The sequence below is a fragment of the Halovalidus salilacus genome, assembly GCF_031852275.1.
Classification (GTDB): Archaea; Halobacteriota; Halobacteria; order Halobacteriales; family Natrialbaceae; genus Halovalidus; species Halovalidus salilacus.
This window is the reverse complement of the sequence record NZ_CP134700.1, coordinates 1,969,158-1,983,847: the sequence shown is the minus strand read 5'-3', so window position 1 is coordinate 1,983,847 and position 14,690 is coordinate 1,969,158. Positions and strand designations below refer to the sequence as shown.

The window sequence follows — 14,690 nt, the reverse complement described above, 5'->3', positions numbered from 1 at the left end:
CGTCCGAATTTCGAGGGATACGAGTTTCTTACCCCATTTTATCCAATGCGTCTCTGCGATCTTCGATCGGAACCTGATCGTACCGCATGGTCGTCTGGGGGCTTTTATGCCGGAGCTGCGCTTGGGTGGCGGCGAGGTCTTCTTCTCGAGTCATATATGTCCCAACCGAGTGGCGAATCGCATACCAGCTTATTTTCCTGTTCTCGGTCGAGATACCGGCTTCTTCGCAGAGTTTGAGTATTAGACGACGGAGTGGCTGCGGCGTGTACGGATTACCTTCTCTGGTTAACCAAAGCGCATCAGTATCTTCGTAGAGCGGATAATTTTCTCTCTCTTCTAACCATCGCTCGAGCGCTTCCGCAGTCCGCATAGTGATACTCACTGTCCAGTTATCACGGTTCTTCGAAGAGTCCTCGACGGGGATTCTGAGCGCACCGTTTTCTAAATCAACCCAATCGGTTGTAGCTCTTCCAACCTCGATTGGCCGAAGGCCCGCATCGAGGCTGGTCCAGACCATTGAGGTGAACTTCCATCCGTTGACCTCTTTCCAGTCATCGGGTTCTACTTCGGCGAGCGGCTTCCGCAAGCGTTGGGAGACATACTTTTTCCATTTCTCACGTTCGTCAGCAGAGATACTCGTGTAACTCGGGATCGATCCGTAATCGAGGGCAGCCTGTCGGATCTTCTTTCGTTCCTCGACGGTGAAGAACTCTCGAGGCTGCGTATTGTTATCTTTTGTGAAGGTGAATGGTGGTTCCCATTCGTCTTCGTTATATTGGTGAGTTCGCCATCGGAAGTAGCGTTTCAGGGCTGCACGGCAGAGGTGCCGATGGCTGCCGGTGAAATCGCCTTTGGCGAGATACATCATATAGTCGTGCGCGTGGGCGTGAGTGAGGGGTACTACGAATCCTTCTCGTTCCCACACGAACCGTTCGAAGACACCGATCCGATACATGGTTCGTTTCACGGTATCTTCTGCGTATCCTTCGACCCGCTCTGGATTCTTCCCGAAGACGCTCAGCCATTCCGCGAACTCTTTCCTGTGATCCTCGTAGACAACGCGGCGCTTGTCGGTGAGGTATTCCTCTGCGGCCTTGGGAATTAGTTGAAAGGAGTATTTACTCATACGCAACCCCCGAAAAACTGCTCGAACGGAAGTGTTCCTCGTACACCTTACGAAGTCCTTCGCGTCTATCGATTTCGAGAACTGCTCGAATGGAAGCGGATTTTACTGTCATGGATCTTGCATCTGCTATACACTGAAAATCGCAAGACGGAGTTAAGGTGGTATGCGAGGGGAGGGAATCGAACCCACGAACCCCTACGGGAGCGGATCTTGAGTCCGCCGCCGTTGGCCGCTTGGCTACCCTCGCACGCAGGTAGTCCTTTCCCCCTGGACGGGTTAAACGAACCGATTTCGGTTCGGGCTTCGCCGCCCGACCCCCTCACTCGAGCGGTCCCGTCCCCTGCTTTCGTACGTAAGTGACGCCTTTTAGGGTTCTCCGTGGAAGGCGTTCGCATGACAGTCGAACGATCGCTGGTCCTCGAGGTCGCTCGAGACGAGGTTCCCGTCGGCGAACCGGTGACGGTTCGCGTCACGGACGAGGCGGGACGAGCCGTCGAGGGCGTCGTCGTCACGGTCGATTCGGTCGTCGAACGAACCGACGAGCGGGGCCGCTGTCGGATCGAAATCCGAGCGCCTGGGTCGTGGAAAGTGCTCGCGATCAAGGACGCGGAGGAGGCTCACAGTGAGACTGGCGAGGTCACCTATCGACCGACGTCGATGTTCGTCAGGGCGGTCCCGGAGTCCACGTCCTCGAATCGGCTCGAGCGACTGGGCTCGAGCGGAGAACGCCGTTGACGGAGCGCCGTTCGAGTCGGTTCGCTCGAAAACTGGTCGGACGGATACCACGGACGTCGACTCCCGTTCCGTGCCCGTCGATCGTCGAACGGCGATCTACGCCGGAGCGATCGGCGTCCGTGTTCCGTCGCCACCGTCGTCACCCTCTTCATCTCCCTCGTCCGCGGGAACCCTGGCGCCGCAGTTTGGACACTGCCAGTCGCCGTCGATGTGTGCGTACACCCGCTCGCCGCACTCCTCGCACCGACCGTAGGGGTGGATCATCATCCGAATCTTGGACCGGCGTGGGATAAGACCAACGCTGGCTCAGTTAACGCATTACGTAGGGGTTCGAACGAGGCGTCGGCCGCCGGTCTGATCGAAACGCGTCACCCGGCTGACCGACGGAGTTACACGGTCGTCGCCCGTACGCACGAACACCCGGACGATGGACGATCACACGCGCGACCCCACCGTCGAACCGCCGTCGGGCTCCCCGACCGGCTGGCTCGAGGCCGACGACCGCTGGGAACACGACACGCTCAGGCGGGCGACCGTCCACGGGGTTCGGCTGTTCAACGCGGGTGCCTACCACGAGAGCCACGACTGCTTCGAAGACGAGTGGTACAACTACGGCCGCGGTACCCGCGAGAGCATGTTTTTACACGGGATGGTGCAGGTGGCCGCCGGCGTCTACAAGCGCGTCGACTTCGAGAACGACGACGGCCTCCGCTCGCTCTTTCGAACCGCCCTGCAGTACTTCCGGGGGATCCCGCCGGACTACTACGGCGTCGACGTGCTCGACGTCCGAACGTCGGTCACGAACGCGCTCGAGGAGCCGTCGGAAGTCGACGGCTGGCGTATCCGCCTCGACGGGGGACGCCCGCTCGCTCGAGAGGAGGACTTCGCGTACGCGCGGAACCTCGAGTGAGGTCTCCGTGGCTCGGGGATCGCCGCACGCGCGAGACTCGCGGTCCGTTCGAGCGGGGGCGTACGGAAACGGCCCGAGACGATCTGTCCCCGGGTCCCGACGGTCTCCGAAACGAACGGTGTTTTCGTCCGGACCGCGAGCGGACAAACCGAATTGCCTTTGACGATCAGGGTACTAGATGGATCGATGAGAGTCGCACAGTTGGGATCCGGAACGCCAGAATTCGCGGTCGTCGCCGGGATTCACGGCGACGAACCCGGCGGCGTCCGGGCCGTCGAACGGCTGCTCGAGCAGCGACCGGCCGTCGAGCGGCCGGTGAAACTGATCGTCGCGAACGAGGAGGCCCTCGAGCGACAGGTCAGATACGTCGAGGAGGACCTGAACCGCGCGTTTCCGGGGGACCCGGACGCCGAGACGCTCGAGGGGCGGCTGGCGCACGAACTCGCGAACGAACTCGAGGGCTGTCTGACGTTCTCCCTCCACTCGACCCAGAGCCACGCCGAACCGTTCGCCATCGTCAACGGGGTCACGGAGATGGCCCGGGGGATCGTCCCCCAGCTTCCGGTCAAGTCGATGGTCGAAGCGGGGCCGTTCGTCGAGGGTCGGCTGTTCACCGTGGTCGACGCCATCGAAGTCGAGTGCGGCCTCCAGGGATCCGAGACGGCCGCGGAGAACGCCTACAGCCTCACGCGGTCGTTCCTGACGGCCGTCGACGCACTGCCGGGCGACACGGTCTGCCGGGAGTTACCGATCTACCAGCTCGTGGACGTGATTTTGAAGGACGGGGCCGACACCTACGAGGTGTTCGTCGAGAACTTCGAGCGAGTCGACCGCGGTGATCCGTTCGCGGCCGCCGACGGCGAGCCCCAGGTCGCCTCCGAACCGTTCTATCCGGTGTTGATGTCGTCGAACGGTTACCAGGACGTCTTCGGCTACGCCGCGGAGAAACTCGAAACGCTGTCGTCGGGGACGGCCGCGGACTGAGACGGTCCTGCCTTCTGACTCGAAGCGACCCTCAGATAGTTTCCGGTCGTACTGGAACTATCCCGTAGTCGTCAGTTTGACGCGTCGGCCCGGACCGGACAGCCTACCGTTCCACCGACCGGTGCGTCTCTTCCGTCGGTGATCGTCCACTCGAGACGGTCGGGGCAAACGTTGTCGGCCCGGGGGAACGTATTCGGAACCCACGGCCGATGACGCGCATCCCCCGCAGACGAGTGCTCGAGTCAGCCGCCGTCGGCGCCGCGGCTCTCACCGCCGCGTTCGCCGGGTGCCCGCTCGTCGAGGACGGTCGACCGGAGGAACGCGAACTCACGACCCCCGTCGACGCGCCCGACGGCGAGTGGCCGGACCCCGACTGGAGACCGGCCGACGGCATTCCCTCGGAGGACGACGTCGAACCCACGACCGTGGTTTCGGACCTCGAGATCCCCTGGGACCTCGCGTTCGCCGGCGACGAGGCGTTCATCACCGAACGCGACGGGGGTGTACGCCGGTTCGACGCGGCGGCGCTCGCCGAGGAATCAGGGCTGACGCCGGCCGACGGCGAGACGGTTCTCGCCGGCGAAGCACTCCCCGATCGAGCGGCGTCCGGCGAAGGGGGTACCCTCGGCGTCGCGCCCCATCCCGATTACCCCGACTCGCCCCTCGTCTACATCTACTACACCGCCGATGACGGGGGCCTCCGGAACAGGGTCGTCCGCTACGACCTCGAGACCGACTCGCTCGAGCGGATCCTCGAGGGGATTCCGGGGGCGTCGACACACGACGGCGGGCGGATCGCCTTCGGTCCGGACGGTCGGCTCTGGGTGCTGACCGGGGACGCCGGAAACGAGTCGCTCGCGCAGGATCCGGGGTCGCTCGCGGGGGCCGTCCTTCGAATCACGGCCGACGGGGAACCGGCGCCGGACAACCCGGACTGGGGCGACGGGAGCGATCCGCGGACGTACACCCTCGGCCACCGAAACCCACAGGGGATCGATTTCACCCCCGCGGGTGCGCCGCTGATCGCCGAACACGGGCCGCAGTCTCGCGACGAAGTCTCCCTCCTGCGTCCGGGCGGGAACTACGGCTGGGACGTCGTCCGCGGCGGGCCGAACGATCCGAAGTACGCCGGATACGGCGAGCGCGAGAAGGCTACGCCCCCGCTCCTCAACACCGGTCCCGATGACGCGACGTGGGCCCCGTCGGGGATCGAGTTCTACGACGACGGGACGATCCAGGCGTGGCGAAACCGGCTATTCGTCGCCGGTCTCGTCTCCGAGACGCTGTTCGCCGTGAGCCTCGAGCCGAGCGATAACGACGGTTCCGGCGCGGCGGGTGACGACGAATCGATCCGGTTCGACGCCGACTGGCTGGACGATCGGTTCGCGGTGACGGCCCGCCCACTGTTCGACGGCGAGTACGGCAGGCTTCGGACCGTCGAAACGGGTCCCGACGGTTCCCCCTTCCTTCTCACGTCGAACCGAGACGGACGCGCCCAGGGGGCGTTTCCGCGCGAGGACGACGATCGAATCGTCCGCCTCGACCCCGCCTGAATCCATCCGCGTGCTCGGCGTGCGGATGGACAGCATCACGAGAAGGTGCTCGTCGCACGACGGCGCCAGCGGTTCGACGCCCGATCCGACCGCATCGGGTCGTGACGCAACATCTATCCGGCGTCCCATCCTATCGTGGCGTATGGACTTCCCACCGTCCCAAGGACTCGACCAGGAAGAAGTCGAGGAGCACGTCGCCGAGACGATCGAGGAGAACGACGTCGTCCTGTTCATGAAGGGGACCGCGCTCATGCCCCAGTGCGGCTACTCCCGTCGCGCCCTGGGCCTGATCTCGCAGTACCGCGACGACGTCGAGACGGTCGACGTCCTCGAGTCCCTGCCGGAGTACCGCGCCGCGCTCGAGCAACACAGCGGCTGGGAGACCATCCCGCAGACGTTCGTCGACGGCGAGTTCGTCGGCGGCTCCGACGTCCTCGCGGAACTCGAGGAGCGCGGCGAACTCGCCGAGACGCTCGACGTCGAGTAATCGGCCGTCTCGATCGACGCACGACGGAACACCCGCTCGGCTTCGACGCGACGAACTCGACCGGCGAGGACGACGAGGCGACCAGATCCGCGACCGGTCACGGATTCGTACGACCGACGAGTACACGGATCCAATGGCAGACCATATATGCCACGCGGTCGTACTAGCGGACACGACTATCGCCGCACTTCCCACCCCACTATGTCAACAGAGGAATCCAGACACGTTTATCGGCTCCATTCGACCCTCGAATTGCCACTCGAAGACCTTCGGGAACACCTCGAGGAGGCGACGTACCCCGACGGGATCACCGACGTGGAGTTGACGCGGCGGAACAACACGCTCATCCTCAAGGCCATCGCGGAGGACGACTCGGTCAGCAAGTACACGCCGACGGCCCAGCTCAAAGCGAGCGTCACCGAGAACCGCGTCTACGAGGAGGACCCGGACGAACGGCGCAACTCGTTCCGGTGGGACGAGGAGGAAGAAGAGGAGATCGAATCCGAACTCGTCGAGTTCGCGGCGTTCAAGGGCGACCGCGAGACCGTCCTGCAGAACTCGCTGTTGCAGTACGAGATGTTCCTCGTGCTCGTCGACATCGCGCAGGCCGCGGAGAAGGGAACCCTGACCGCGATCTCCGAACACGGCGGCGAACTCGAGGCGACCCGCATCGTCGACGGCGAACCGCGGCCGGCCGACGTCGAGGTCGTCGAAGGGCCCAGAGAGCGGAATTCGGCGAAAAGCGGCGTCAACTGGCGGGACAACAAGTTCATCTCCGACTGAGGAAACCCACCGGAGACCCGGTTCAGTCCGCTGGTAGACTACCGACGGACGAACCCGACAGTTCGCTCCGGACGACCGTCTCGTGGGCCGTCGATAGCCGTTTTATCTGTCCGGTCGTAGTACCCCTATGGACGATCCCGGCACGCTGACGACCCTCTGGCGGCTGTCAGTCGCGGCGTTCGTCATGGTCACGCCGTCGCTGTTGTTCCTCGGACTGGTCCGTGGCCTCGAGCGACTCCGGGACGACGCTTTCGTCGACCGGTGGCTGACGGAACAGGGCCACGAGATCCAGGACGACGTGCTGACCGTGCTGGGAACGAGCCTCGATTCGGCGACCGGATCCGACGAGGGCTCGACCGTTCGGTGTCCGTCCTGTGAAACCTCGAACGCCGCGGGCGCGAGTATCTGTCACGGCTGTTTGAATCGACTGCAGTCGCGATAACCCGACCATCGCACGAATCGTGTCGGGCGCTGGAATTTGCGTTGCTCGTCCAGGCCCCGTCCACGGCGTGCGTCTCTCCGAATCAATTCGAAGGTCCGCGTCCCTCGCCGTCGTCTCGTTCGCCGGCTGGCAACGCCGCGCCGCCGATCGGTCCCGTTCGACGGATTCTATCCGCGGATCGAGCAGCGTTGGCGGACGGCCGGGTCGGAGCCGTCGGTCCGTCACCCGGACTCCTCGTCCGCAGCGACGTGTTCGTAGGTGGTGAACTCGCGCCAGTGGCGAAGGCCCCACATGCCGAGGCCCGTGCAGAGTAACCCGGCGGCGAGGAAGTACGCCAGCAGGTCGGGCGCGGCGATGTCGTCGGGATCGGTGATTCCGAACCGAATCCCTTCGACGGCGAGCGAGACCAGTCCGCCGGTCGCGATAGCGAGCCCCGTCGTCGCGATGAGGACCGTGACGCCGTCGACGGAGTCGTCGTCGAGTTTCCAGAGGCCCGTGACGAACGCGATCGCGGTCACGAGGACGTAGTACGGGAGTCGCACGCCGATTCCGGTCGTCTCGCCCGTCACGAGGGCGACGATCCCCACGAGGCTCGCCGTCATCACGAGGGTGACGCCGATCACGACGCCGAAGAACCGCCCCGGTCCGCGGTCGCGGATTCGTTCCCAGTCCATGTGGCCAACGCAAACCGAGACGAGAAAAACGTTGAGGATGACCGGTCGCCGATCGGACCGGAAGCATTTATGGAATGACTGCGAACCCGACCGTAGAATGGCAGCGTCGCTCGAGCGGTTCGCGGTGTCCGACGACGGCTTCACGCTCCCCGTCGAGGACGTCCTGACGGGACGGGGGTTCGTCACCGGCAAGTCCGGCAGCGGAAAGTCCAACACCGCGAGCGTGATCATGGAAGAGTTGCTCGATCGCAACCTCGGACTGTTGATCGTCGACACGGACGGGGAGTACTTCGGATTGACGGAGGCGTACGACGTCCTCCACGTCGGGAAGGGGTCCGAGTGCGACCTCGAACTCTCGAGCGACGACGCGAAGGGGATCGTTCCCCACGCGCTCGAGGACCAGACGCCGATCCTGCTCGATCTCTCGACCTACCCGACCGAGGAGGAAACCGAGGCCGTGCTCCGCGCGGTCGTCGACACGTTATTCGTCGCCGAGCACGACTACCGCCTGCCGTTCCTGATCATCCTCGAGGAAGCACACGAGTTTCTGCCACAGAGCGGCGGCGGTAACTCGGACCTGAAGGCGCTGCTCGTACGGGTCGCCAAGCGGGGGCGAAAACGCGGGCTGGGAATCTGCTGTCTCTCCCAGCGGCCGGCGGCGGTGGACAAGGAGTACATCACCCAGTGCGACTGGTTCGTCTGGCACCGGCTGACGTGGGAGAACGACACCGACGTCGTGGGGCGGATCATGGGGTCCGACGCCGCCGAGGCGGTCCAGTCGCTGGACGCCGGCGAGGCGATCGTGATGACCGACTGGGACGAGTCGACCGAACGGGTTCAGTTCCGACGCAAGCGCACGGCTGACGCCGGCGCGACGCCGTCGCTCGAGGATCTGGACCTCTCACGGCCCGCATCCGGTTCCGGGCGAAGACGGGAAAACGTGCCTCCACCGGCGGACTCGAGCGCGCCCGTCGAGGACTCGACCGGGGCGGGCGACGTGGTGACTGCCACCGACGAGGGGAGTGACGAACTGACGGCGACCGCCGACGCGAACGAAGCCGGGTCGGTGACGTCGGCCGAACCGGAGTCGCGGGCGCGCGCGACGCCCGGTCGCGGATCGAACGACGCGACGCTCGTGACCTACGACGAGTCGGCCGACCCGTACGAGTCGGATCCGTTCGCCGGGACGAAACCCTCGCTCGAGCGTCGGCGGGAGCGACACAAACCGCCGGAGGACGCGGCCGATCCGGTCTGGGAGGTCGGCGCGATGATCGTCTACCTGTACGACACCGTCGTCTGGTACCACGCGCTGGTGGCGTACCGACTCGAGCGGGCTATCGCGCGGGCGATCCGACGGGTCGACGCCGTCGCCGTCGGTCGGCCCCGACCGCGTCGGCCGGGGCGGTACGAACGCTTCGCGTATCGGTTGGCGGCGATCGCGGCGCTCGTCGGACTCTACGCGCTGGCGCTTTTCGCTGCGGTTCGTCTGGCGTGAGTCGCGCCGACCGTCGCCGTTACGCGGTCGACTCGAGTCGTCGGTGGTGCCGTCGCCGTCGAAGCCAGTAGATCGGTCCGGCGACGATGGAGGCCAGGGGGAGCGCGACGACGGCGTTGCCGAGGACGTAGACGATCGGCGAATCGATCGGTCGACCGGTTACCAGCACCTCGACGACCCTCGCGGCGAGGAGTGCGAGCGCGCCGCCGCCGACGTAGAGCCGCGAATCGGGTCGCCACTCGCCCGTTCGATCCGACTCGCGCTCGGCGGCCGCGTACAACCTTGCCGTGGCGTACGCGGAGAGGTGGAGTAACAGTCCGAGCGCCCCGTACGCGACGAACTTCGTCGCACCGGCCGCCCCGGTGTCGAACGGTTCGGGGCCGACGGTCGCCGCTACCCCCACGTAGGTGACGGAGACGGCGAAGGGGGCGAGCAGCACCGTCGTGCTCACCCCGGCCGGTTCCCTCGCGTCGTCGGAGCGAACGCGTTCGCCCGCCGGACCGAACTCGCCGTTCACCCGGTGAGAACGCGATTCCGCCGACGTCGCGTCCTCGCCCGGACCGGTGGACGGTACCGCCTCCTCCAGTGCTGTTCCCCTCGACCCGTCGTGTCCGCTGTGTGCGTACATGGTGACCCTGTCTTCGGTTAGATGACACAGCGTGTTCCCGCGCGCTCGTCGCGCCGGGCGCTCGGTACGCGTCGGCGCGTCGTGCCCGTCCGATCGCCGGGGTGACCCGCGTCGATTCCGGAGACGGCGTCGCCACTCGTCGGGAAAGGCTTATGCCATCGGAGGAAGAAGGCAGAGGTGTTCCACTCCCTTCGGCCTTCTTCACGTTGGATACTGGCTAGTCTTTGCTAGTTCTGGACCGGTCGGTCCGTCGACTCTTTAAAGTTATCACGCTGTGACGACACGTACCGTCGCTAGTAGGACGGTTCGAGCTAGTCCCCCGTTTCACCCCGTCGCGGTCGGGGCATTTTTGTCGCGTTTCGAGACTGATCGGTTCACGCTCATCTGAACTGATATGTTTTGTCGGACCCGTCGCACCGCTCCGTCGGCGCACCGATGCGGTGGGCGGACTCGCCGGCGACGCGCTCGTCGGATCCCGTGGGGCGGGTCGCTCCTCGCTCCATCCGGTCGAGTAGCGACGACTCGATCGGTTCGACGGCGCGCGCTGACGGGGTCGTCGTCACTCGAGGAGAGGAGGTCGACCGTCGAGCATCGAACCCCACTACTCGAGCCGTGTAAGGTCGTGCAACCGTCGATCCGAGTGGATCTCCGAGACTGTAAGACGAGGTTATCGGCCGTACGGCAGTATCGCGCAGCTCCCACACCGAAAAGTGGCCTTTCTGCTTGTCTTACTCCGGGCAGTGACCGTTCGCTGTACGTGTGCGTTTCAGTGCTGAAAGCCGCCCCCGGTCGCTGAAAGCGTTACCATTAACAAAAGGGAACGGCCGGGTAGTCGGCTGTACATGACGTTTCACGGTGATCTGGCATGAGATGTCTCTTTTTCACCAACACGCCAGCCCACGTCCACCTGTACAAACACACCGTCGCCGAACTCGAGGACCGGGGCCACGACGTCCTCGTTCTGGCCCGCGGCGACGAGTGCACCGAGGCGTTGCTCGAGTACCACGGGCTCCCGTTCGAGGTGTACGGCGAACGGGGCGCCTCGACGTACGAGCTGGCGTGGGAACTCCCCGCTCAGCTGGGACGGATCTTTCGGTTCGCCCGGCGGTTCGACCCCGACGTGATCTTCGGAATCGGACCGTACGCGGGCTACACCGGGCTGATAACCGGGACGCCTGCGATCGCCGTGCTCGATTCGGAGCCCTCGCTCGACCACGTCGTCTCCCGACCGCTCGTGCGCGCGATCCTCACGCCGGAGGCGTTCCGGAAGGATCTCGGAGAGAAGCAGTTCCGCTTCGACGGGTTCAAAGAGTCCGCCTACCTCCACCCCGACGTTTTCGAGCCGGATCCGACGATCCGGGCGGACCTCGGCGTCGGACCCGACGAGCCGTACGTCATCGTCAGGTTCAACGTCTTCAACGGTCACCACGACGTCGGTAAGCGGGGATTCTCGGTCGAGCAGCGCCGGACCCTCCTCTCCGCCCTCTCCGAGTACGCGACCGTCTTCGTCTCCGACGAGGGCGACGACCTCGAGTTCGACGACCTGCCGGCGCGATCGTTCGACCTCCACCCGGCGCGACTGCACGACGCGCTCGCCGAGGCGGACCTCCTGATCGCCGACACCCAGACGATGGTGACCGAGGCAGCGCTGCTGGGGACGCCGGCGATCCGGTCGAACTCCTTCGTCGGCGACGGCGACATGGGTAACTTCATCGAACTCGAGGAACACGGCCTGATCGAGAACGTCGCCGAGTTCGAGACCGTCCTCGAGCGCGCCCGCGACCTGCTCGAGGACGATTCGACGGCCGAGCGCTGGGAGCGAGCGCGCGACGAGTACGTCGACGACATGGTCAACCTGACCGAGTTGCTCACGGACGTGGCGCTCGTCTACGCCGATGGGACGCGCCGCGAGCGTTCGCGCGCGGAGGTGGAGGTGAGTTGATGCGGGTCTGCTCGATCGTCGGCGTCCGCCCGCAGTTCGTCAAGGCGGGAGTCGTCTCGCGGGAGATCCGGGCCGTCGGCGAGGAGGTGCTGGTCCACACGGGACAACACTACGACGACGAGATGTCGGACGTCTTCTTCGACGAACTCGAGATCCCGGAACCGGAGTACAACCTGGGCGTCCAGTCGAACACCCACGGCCGCCAGACGGCGGGGATGATCGAGGCCATCGAACCGGTCGTCGAGGAGGAGGACCCGGACGCGATGGTGTTGTACGGCGACACGAACTCGACGCTCGCGGGCGCGATCGTCGGCTCGAAGTGCGATTTTCCGGTCGCCCACGTCGAGGCCGGCTTGCGGAGCTTCAACCGGGAGATGCCCGAGGAAGTCAATCGCATCCTGACCGACCACGCGTCCGACGCGCTGTTCGCGCCGAGTCGCCGCGCCGTCGAGAACCTCGTCGACGAGGGGATCGAAGACGGCGTCTACTGGACCGGCGACGTTATGTACGACGCCATCCTCGAGGCCCGCGACCGGGCCGCGGAAACCTCGAGCGCCCTCGATGAGTTCGGCGTCGAGGAGGACGGGTTCGTGCTCGCGACGGTCCACCGCGAGCGCAACACCGACCACCGGGAGAACCTCGAGTCGATCCTCGAGGGACTCGCCGCATCCGCTCTGCCGGTGATCTTCCCGGCCCATCCCCGGACGGTGGATCGACTCGAGGAGTACGGCCTCCGCGAGCGCGCAGACCGAAACCTCGAGATCGTCGAGCCTCAGGGCTACCTCGACTTCGTTCGGTTACTCGACGCGGCCGAGCGCGTGGCGACGGATTCGGGCGGGGTCCAGAAGGAGGCGTTCTTCCTCGAGACGCCCTGCGTGACGCTCCGCGAGGAGACCGAGTGGACGGAAACGGTCGACTGCGGGTGGAACGTGCTCGTCGGTGCCGACGGCGACCGGATCGCCGAGGCGCTCGAGCGATCGTTCGATCCCGACTCGACGCCCACGCCGTACGGGGACGGGATGGCGAGTCGGCGCATCGTCAGCGCGCTCCAGGACGAACTCGACGTCGACGATCGCGGGGTGGCCATCGATCCGGTGCTCGAACCCGTCGAACCGTCGAACTCCCGCTGAACGGTCCGGGATCCTCGTCGGAATCGCCGGGGTGCTCGCACCGACTCGGATCTCCCGTCAGCCCTTTCCGCCGACCCAAACGATTTACGTCTGCTAATTATATCTAATTACACCGTATGCCAGCCAACTTCCCCGAGTACGTCGACGTCGATTACGAGGACGGAGAAGGCGAAGATCCCGAGGACTATCCGCACATCAACGACAAGATCGAGAAGGCCATCGAGGTCACGCGGGAGGGTCTGCAGCAGTACGAGAAACCCGCCGTGATGTGGACCGGCGGCAAGGACTCCACGCTCGTGCTCTACTTCGTCAAGGAGGTCGCCGAGCAGTACGACCTCGAGTTGCCCCCGGCCATCTTCATCGACCACTACCAGCACTTCGACGAGATCCACGAGTTCGTCGAGAACTGGGCCGACGAGTGGGACCTCGAGGTCATCTACGCCCGCAACGAGGACATCGGGGAGTACGTCGAGGAGAACGACCTGGAGCCGGGCGACGACATCCCGATCGCCGAACTCTCGGAGCACAACCGCCACCACGTCGAGAACATCCTCGAGTACGAGGAAGAGTCGTTCCCGTTCCTGCTCGACACCTACGCGGGCAACCACCTGCTGAAGACCGTCGCGCTCAACGACGCGCTCGAGGAGTACGACGTCGACGGCGTCATCTCGGGCGTCCGCTGGGACGAACAGGAGGCGCGCGCCGACGAGACGTTCTTCTCGCCGCGTCACGATCCCGACATCTACCCGCCCCACGACCGCGTACAGCCGATCCTCCAGTTCGACGAGGCGGCGGTCTGGGAAGCCTTCTGGAACTTCGTCGTCCCCGACACCGTCGAGGAGTTCCCGGACGACGGCTACGTCCCCGAAGGCAAGGACGACCTGCCGAACGACCTCGAGCCGGCGGACACGCCCGTCTCGCCGAAGTACTGGGAGGGCTTCCGGTCGCTCGGCAGCGAGATCAGCACCGAGAAGACCGAGGACGACCCCGCCTGGCTGCAGGACCTCGAGGGAACGACCGAGCGCGCGGGCCGCGCCCAGGACAAAGAGGACCTGATGGAGCGCCTGCGCGACCTCGGCTACATGTGACGATCGCCTGAGGATCACCGGTCGTCCTCGCCCGTTCGACACCGCCGACAACTCGTCGCGAGGTCACGCGACGAACTCGCCGTCATCATTGAGCGAAATTCCGTGTCGCTTCGCCGCCTCGAGCGCCGCCGCGGGCCGTCGGGACTCGGAGTCCGAAACCGCGATCGTAACGTGGCATGCTCCGATCGGATGGGTCTACCATACTCCGGCTCGTTCAGAAGTGTACGAGCGCACACCCAACAACCGAATCGTGACTGGGGGCCGGATACTTTCCGCCAAACTATTTCCTTTCCGACGTTCTATCGGCTCACAGAAAAAATACTTACAGCCGACGCACGTACCGTCCTGTACGACATGGACGAGACGTTCGAACGGCGGTTGGAGACGAGCGCCGACGACCTCGGACTGTCCGTCGACGAGATGCTCCGCCTCCTCGGGAGCGAACACGTTCGGGTCGTGGTCGCCCACCTGTTCGAACGGCCGGAGGTGACGCTCGAGGAACTCGCCGAGGTCGCGGTCGCTGCGACGGCGGCTGAGGAGGGCCGGATCGCCACGGACCGCGAGTACGAGCGGGTCCGGATCACCCTGTTCCACTCGACGCTCCCCCGACTCGAGGACCACGGCCTCCTGACGTTCGATACGGAAGGTCGCGTGGTCGAGAACGCGGAGATCCCCCGCTCTCTCTACACGTTCGTCCGCACGACCGCGTGACT

16 protein-coding genes and 1 tRNA gene are annotated in these 14,690 nt (G+C 65.1%); 12 read left to right on the top strand and 5 right to left on the bottom strand.

The genetic code is table 11. From position 1 onward, the window contains the following. Nucleotides 1-28: 28 nt before the first annotated feature. Nucleotides 29-1,126, bottom strand: a complete 1,098-nt coding sequence (locus RJT68_RS09805) for a tyrosine-type recombinase/integrase (protein ID WP_407040174.1) — start codon at nucleotides 1,124-1,126, stop codon at nucleotides 29-31. 164 nt (nucleotides 1,127-1,290) lie between these two features. Further along, nucleotides 1,291-1,373, bottom strand: a tRNA-Leu gene (locus RJT68_RS09800). Nucleotides 1,374-1,519: 146 nt separating this feature from the next. Here RJT68_RS09800 and RJT68_RS09795 point away from each other — a divergent pair. Continuing rightward, nucleotides 1,520-1,861, top strand: a complete 342-nt coding sequence (locus RJT68_RS09795) for a carboxypeptidase regulatory-like domain-containing protein (RefSeq protein WP_407040173.1) — start codon at nucleotides 1,520-1,522, stop codon at nucleotides 1,859-1,861. 96 nt (nucleotides 1,862-1,957) lie between these two features. On the opposite strand, the gene RJT68_RS09790 is transcribed toward RJT68_RS09795, so the two are convergent. After that, nucleotides 1,958-2,125 carry a hypothetical protein gene (locus RJT68_RS09790; RefSeq protein WP_407040172.1) on the bottom strand — a complete coding sequence of 56 codons (168 nt, stop codon included), beginning with the start codon at nucleotides 2,123-2,125 and terminating at the stop codon, nucleotides 1,958-1,960. A 163-nt stretch (nucleotides 2,126-2,288) separates the two neighbouring features. Between RJT68_RS09790 and RJT68_RS09785 the strand changes: the two genes are divergently transcribed. From RJT68_RS09785 to RJT68_RS09760, 6 genes are all read left to right on the top strand, one after another. Next, entirely contained in the window at nucleotides 2,289-2,771 is a 483-nt protein-coding gene (locus RJT68_RS09785) for a DUF309 domain-containing protein (protein ID WP_407040171.1), read from the top strand. Nucleotides 2,772-2,957: 186 nt separating this feature from the next. Then, nucleotides 2,958-3,755 (top strand): M14 family metallopeptidase, encoded by a 798-nt coding sequence (locus RJT68_RS09780; protein WP_407040170.1) that lies wholly within the window; start codon nucleotides 2,958-2,960, stop codon nucleotides 3,753-3,755. Nucleotides 3,756-3,964: 209 nt separating this feature from the next. Then, entirely contained in the window at nucleotides 3,965-5,308 is a 1,344-nt protein-coding gene (locus RJT68_RS09775; protein ID WP_407040169.1) for a PQQ-dependent sugar dehydrogenase, read from the top strand. 142 nt (nucleotides 5,309-5,450) lie between these two features. After that, nucleotides 5,451-5,795, top strand: a complete 345-nt coding sequence (locus RJT68_RS09770; protein WP_407040168.1) for a glutaredoxin family protein — start codon at nucleotides 5,451-5,453, stop codon at nucleotides 5,793-5,795. 201 nt (nucleotides 5,796-5,996) lie between these two features. Further along, on the top strand, nucleotides 5,997-6,578 hold the full coding sequence (locus RJT68_RS09765) for a DUF7110 family protein (RefSeq protein WP_407040167.1): 582 nt from the start codon (nucleotides 5,997-5,999) through the stop codon (nucleotides 6,576-6,578). A 127-nt stretch (nucleotides 6,579-6,705) separates the two neighbouring features. Beyond that, entirely contained in the window at nucleotides 6,706-7,020 is a 315-nt protein-coding gene (locus RJT68_RS09760; RefSeq protein ID WP_407040166.1) for a zinc ribbon domain-containing protein, read from the top strand. Between the two features lie 221 nt (nucleotides 7,021-7,241). Here the strand turns inward: RJT68_RS09760 and RJT68_RS09755 are convergent, their stop codons facing one another. Next, a complete protein-coding gene (locus RJT68_RS09755) occupies nucleotides 7,242-7,694 on the bottom strand; it encodes a hypothetical protein (protein WP_407040165.1) in 453 nt (150 codons plus the stop codon). A gap of 97 nt (nucleotides 7,695-7,791) precedes the next feature. Between RJT68_RS09755 and RJT68_RS09750 the strand changes: the two genes are divergently transcribed. Then, on the top strand, nucleotides 7,792-9,189 hold the full coding sequence (locus RJT68_RS09750; RefSeq protein ID WP_407040164.1) for a helicase HerA domain-containing protein: 1,398 nt from the start codon (nucleotides 7,792-7,794) through the stop codon (nucleotides 9,187-9,189). Nucleotides 9,190-9,208: 19 nt separating this feature from the next. Here the strand turns inward: RJT68_RS09750 and RJT68_RS09745 are convergent, their stop codons facing one another. Next, nucleotides 9,209-9,817 carry a hypothetical protein gene (locus tag RJT68_RS09745; RefSeq protein WP_407040163.1) on the bottom strand — a complete coding sequence of 203 codons (609 nt, stop codon included), beginning with the start codon at nucleotides 9,815-9,817 and terminating at the stop codon, nucleotides 9,209-9,211. Nucleotides 9,818-10,682: 865 nt separating this feature from the next. On the opposite strand from RJT68_RS09745, the gene RJT68_RS09740 reads away from it, so the two are divergent. From RJT68_RS09740 to RJT68_RS09725, 4 genes are all read left to right on the top strand, one after another. Further along, nucleotides 10,683-11,759: a DUF354 domain-containing protein gene (locus RJT68_RS09740; protein WP_407040162.1), complete on the top strand. Its 1,077-nt coding sequence runs from the start codon at nucleotides 10,683-10,685 to the stop codon at nucleotides 11,757-11,759. Continuing rightward, on the top strand, nucleotides 11,759-12,889 hold the full coding sequence (gene wecB / locus RJT68_RS09735) for a non-hydrolyzing UDP-N-acetylglucosamine 2-epimerase (RefSeq protein WP_407040161.1): 1,131 nt from the start codon (nucleotides 11,759-11,761) through the stop codon (nucleotides 12,887-12,889). Before RJT68_RS09740 ends, wecB begins: the two co-directional genes overlap by 1 nt. Nucleotides 12,890-13,005: 116 nt before the next feature. Then, a complete protein-coding gene (locus RJT68_RS09730; protein WP_407040160.1) occupies nucleotides 13,006-13,977 on the top strand; it encodes a phosphoadenosine phosphosulfate reductase family protein in 972 nt (323 codons plus the stop codon). A gap of 354 nt (nucleotides 13,978-14,331) precedes the next feature. After that, on the top strand, nucleotides 14,332-14,688 hold the full coding sequence (locus RJT68_RS09725) for a DUF7344 domain-containing protein (RefSeq protein WP_407040159.1): 357 nt from the start codon (nucleotides 14,332-14,334) through the stop codon (nucleotides 14,686-14,688). The last annotated feature ends 2 nt before the right edge of the window (nucleotides 14,689-14,690 follow it).

Bases quoted from the DNA above. Each gene is read 5' to 3' on its own strand.
- RJT68_RS09750 (WP_407040164.1), top strand. From the start codon at position 7,792: ATGGCAGCGTCGCTCGAGCGGTTCGCGGTGTCCGACGACGGCTTCACG.
- RJT68_RS09745 (WP_407040163.1), bottom strand. From the start codon at position 9,817: ATGTACGCACACAGCGGACACGACGGGTCGAGGGGAACAGCACTGGAG.
- RJT68_RS09805 (WP_407040174.1), bottom strand. From the start codon at position 1,126: ATGAGTAAATACTCCTTTCAACTAATTCCCAAGGCCGCAGAGGAATAC.
- RJT68_RS09755 (WP_407040165.1), bottom strand. From the start codon at position 7,694: ATGGACTGGGAACGAATCCGCGACCGCGGACCGGGGCGGTTCTTCGGC.
- RJT68_RS09765 (WP_407040167.1), top strand. From the start codon at position 5,997: ATGTCAACAGAGGAATCCAGACACGTTTATCGGCTCCATTCGACCCTC.
- RJT68_RS09725 (WP_407040159.1), top strand. From the start codon at position 14,332: ATGGACGAGACGTTCGAACGGCGGTTGGAGACGAGCGCCGACGACCTC.
- RJT68_RS09730 (WP_407040160.1), top strand. From the start codon at position 13,006: ATGCCAGCCAACTTCCCCGAGTACGTCGACGTCGATTACGAGGACGGA.
- RJT68_RS09790 (WP_407040172.1), bottom strand. From the start codon at position 2,125: ATGATCCACCCCTACGGTCGGTGCGAGGAGTGCGGCGAGCGGGTGTAC.
- wecB (WP_407040161.1), top strand. From the start codon at position 11,759: ATGCGGGTCTGCTCGATCGTCGGCGTCCGCCCGCAGTTCGTCAAGGCG.
- RJT68_RS09770 (WP_407040168.1), top strand. From the start codon at position 5,451: ATGGACTTCCCACCGTCCCAAGGACTCGACCAGGAAGAAGTCGAGGAG.
- RJT68_RS09760 (WP_407040166.1), top strand. From the start codon at position 6,706: ATGGACGATCCCGGCACGCTGACGACCCTCTGGCGGCTGTCAGTCGCG.
- RJT68_RS09795 (WP_407040173.1), top strand. From the start codon at position 1,520: ATGACAGTCGAACGATCGCTGGTCCTCGAGGTCGCTCGAGACGAGGTT.
- RJT68_RS09780 (WP_407040170.1), top strand. From the start codon at position 2,958: ATGAGAGTCGCACAGTTGGGATCCGGAACGCCAGAATTCGCGGTCGTC.
- RJT68_RS09740 (WP_407040162.1), top strand. From the start codon at position 10,683: ATGAGATGTCTCTTTTTCACCAACACGCCAGCCCACGTCCACCTGTAC.
- RJT68_RS09785 (WP_407040171.1), top strand. From the start codon at position 2,289: ATGGACGATCACACGCGCGACCCCACCGTCGAACCGCCGTCGGGCTCC.
- RJT68_RS09775 (WP_407040169.1), top strand. From the start codon at position 3,965: ATGACGCGCATCCCCCGCAGACGAGTGCTCGAGTCAGCCGCCGTCGGC.